Source organism: Desulfurobacterium sp., from assembly GCF_027028515.1.
Lineage (GTDB): Bacteria > Aquificota > Aquificia > Desulfurobacteriales > Desulfurobacteriaceae > Desulfurobacterium_A.
Genome location: NZ_JALVIW010000075.1, coordinates 1 through 3,151 on the forward strand (window position 1 = coordinate 1; position 3,151 = coordinate 3,151).

The window sequence follows — 3,151 nt, forward strand, 5'->3', positions numbered from 1 at the left end:
CGTCGTTGTAATATTTAAGAATAACTGGATTAAAAACGGTATTTACTTTGACTTTTTCAGCATTAATCCAGTTTTTCCCAAAAGCCAGCGACGAATAAAAGACTTTTTCAGTAAGAAATCTTGTAGAAACGGGAAAGTTTATGTGGTTTAGTCTATACTTAAACTTTTTGGAAGAAAACTTGTAGCCGATAATAAATCCCCAGTCTCCGAAAGAGGGCACGTCGTAGTGGTAGGGCAGAACAGAAAAACCTGCCTTTTTAATCGTTTTCTCTATACACTTAAACGCTTTCGGAGCAAAGTATGGAGAGGTTGACTGAACAACCATTATTCCGTCAGGGTTTAAAAGGTAGTAGAGTTTTCTATAAAATCCAAGTGAATAAAGTTTTGCAAGTTCTACCGTAGATGGGTCAGGTAAGTCTACTATGATTACATCGTAGTGCTTTTTCCCTACATTTTCTTTAGCAAACAGATCAGCGTCCATATTGATTACCTTAACCTTTTCAGAAAAAAAACTACCCCTGTTTAAATTAACAAGTGGTTTACCTTTGGCTATTCTTATCATTTCAGGGTCAAGATCAACAAGAGTAACCTGTTTTACCTCTCTATACTTAAGGACTTCCCTTAAAGCAAGTCCATCTCCTCCCCCCAGGATAAGAATGTTTTTTCTCTTTCCCGCAAGAGCCATAGCTGGGTGAACAAGAAGTTCGTGATATACCATCTCGTCTGAAGAGCAGAACTGCAAGTTGCCGTTCAGGTAAAGCCTGATTTCACCGGTTTTCTTGTTTTTCGTAATGGTTATGTCCTGATATCTTGTAGTTTTATGAAATATTACAGGCTGGTTAAACAAGGGTTTGTATATGTGCTTTTCTATCCAATGTGAACTTAAAAATCCGATACCGTTTGCTACAAGGCCGATAACCAGGAAAAGCAGAATTAAACTTTTTACCCTGTCCTCTTTTCTGAATGCAAGATAAGTGAACCCAGCGACGATCAGGTTGCTAACTGCCACGACAAATCCGGCCTGTATAAGTGTAAAGTGCTTTAAGATTACAAACACCCATAACAGAGCTCCTACAAACGCTCCTACATAATCGGCCGAATAGATATAAGAAAGGTTGTCCTTTAAAACGGGGACGAATTTTTCGTTGATTCTCATAACAAGAGGAATTTCAAAACCGATTAGAAGTCCTATTGTGAAAGCCGTTAGGTAGTAGATAAGTTCATAGTTTTCAAGATATGCAAAAGAAAAATAGGTTATAACTACCGAAAACCCTCCAAGAAGTGATAAGAGAACTTCTAAAATAACAAACTTTTCAATAAGGTAAGAATCGGAAACTTTCTTCTGTAAAAACCCGGCCAGTCCCATAGCAAACAGCATTAGTGCTATGGTCAGGGAAAACTGTTCTACCGAATTTCCGTTAATGTAGGAAGAGGTAGTAGAAAGCAGATACTCATACACAAGGCCGGAAGCACCTGTAAAAAAGGTAGCAAATGCCAACCAAAACCCATAAGAAACAAATGGCTTTCTCAAAATCTTTTCCATTTCAGGCATTCCTTACGAGAGGAAGTGGTAAACAAAGACTATTGAAATAGTACACATCTCCATAAACAATGCTTTAAAGTAGTTGTCATTTTCTATTATCTTTCTTACTGTAGTTTCTCTTACGATTACAAGGTCAACCACCTCTTTAAAGAACACGACAACTAATAGTGAGGCCACAAAGTAAACTACCGTCAAGAGTGCAGTTTCATAGAGAGAATTCTGTGGATTAAAAGCCGAAACCACCAGAAAAGCAGTTACTACATACACAGAAGAGAGGTTAATTCCGGCAGAAATGTTGTTGTGGTAGATAAGCTCTCTTAAGTCAAGTTTTTTAAGCTGATAAAACTTTTCATACAGCAGAATAGTTAAATTAAGAAGAAACTGCACGTGCAGAAACGAAAGGAAAAGAATCATAATTACTGATCTGTAGTCGGGTGTGGAGTAGCTGTCTAAAATTGCTCTAATAACCAGCCCTGTAGAAATTATGTTTGCAAACTCAACCACGGCCAGCGATAGGTTGCCGTTCTTTATCTCTTCAATGTTTCTGACCTTGTGAAAAGTAACAAAATCGTTTATTATGTGGCCTAACACCATTAAGCCGATCGTGATAAAAGAGTAGATCCCAATAAACTCAAGATCGTTTAAAAGGCCGTAAGACTCTCCCGTATACAGAGGAGAGGTTGCAACAGCCAATCCCAGTACTACTGCACCCCTTACAAGGTTTTCTCCTTTTTTGTGTCCAAGTCTAAATAGAACCTTGTAAACTCCAACGGCCAAAAGGGTAAACAGAACAAATTCTGCAAGATATACTGAGTTTACAAAGGCTTCTCCAATTAGTTTTTCAACCATTCCTTCCTCCTGTGACTTAAAAGTTTTTTATTTTCCACCACCACCAAATCCACCACCACGGTATCTTGAACCTGCACCACGAACAGAATATCCACCACGGGAAGCGGCTGTTTTTCTTCTCCCCCCACTAGCAATAACAACTCTCTTTCCGTAATAAACATCTTCATACTCGTCAAGAACAGGTTTATACCTATAAAGTCCACGGTTGATGCTTAAAATATCCTCAAGAAACCTATACTTTCCGTAGAACTCCCAAAAACTGTGCCCGTTTCTTCTCACTTCGTGGCCGTAAATAGGGTTTCCAAGGAAATATTTATCAAGATTTATCGGATTGGGATCAATCTGATCACTGAAATAACCCCTTGGTTTGGCTATCACAAGCATTCCGATCTTTGGATAGGCTTTCCACTCATCTTCGTCTACCTGTTCTGTTTTCATTTTTTGACTACCGTTCTCTATAATCAAATAAGTATGGTAGTATGCGGGATATAAATTTTCTATGTATATTTCAAAGCTGTCATCTCCGACACGGCTAACCCGTTTAAACATAGCTCTGGCTAAGTCGTTAAATTCTTTGTAATAACAGCCCCACGTGTCCGAACAGAAACGCCTGTTCCAGCCGTCCTCTTTCGTAACAAAGTAAACAAGTTTGTCGTATTCGGATTTAGGCAAAATTATGTCAAACTTCCTGACTGCCGTATTGTCCCAGTCGTCCCAGGAATCCCAGTAGTAAATCGAAAAAACAGCGTGGTACTCAAC

The 3,151-nt window shown here is 38.8% G+C and carries 2 protein-coding genes and 1 pseudogene; all 3 read right to left on the bottom strand.

The annotated features are described in order from the left end of the window. Positions 1–1,543, bottom strand: a 1,543-nt coding sequence (locus MV676_RS06740) for a polyamine aminopropyltransferase (protein WP_297446056.1), incomplete at its 3' end; no start/stop codon positions are given. A 12-nt stretch (positions 1,544–1,555) separates the two neighbouring features. After that, complete coding sequence (locus tag MV676_RS06745; RefSeq protein ID WP_297446059.1) at positions 1,556–2,392, bottom strand: DUF350 domain-containing protein; 837 nt, start codon at positions 2,390–2,392, stop codon at positions 1,556–1,558. Between the two features lie 27 nt (positions 2,393–2,419). Continuing rightward, positions 2,420–3,151, bottom strand: a pseudogene (locus tag MV676_RS06750) (hypothetical protein); the annotation flags it as partial.

Excerpts from the sequence above, each read along its gene's own strand:
- MV676_RS06745 (WP_297446059.1), bottom strand. The coding sequence starts at position 2,392 with ATGGTTGAAAAACTAATTGGAGAAGCCTTTGTAAACTCAGTATATCTT.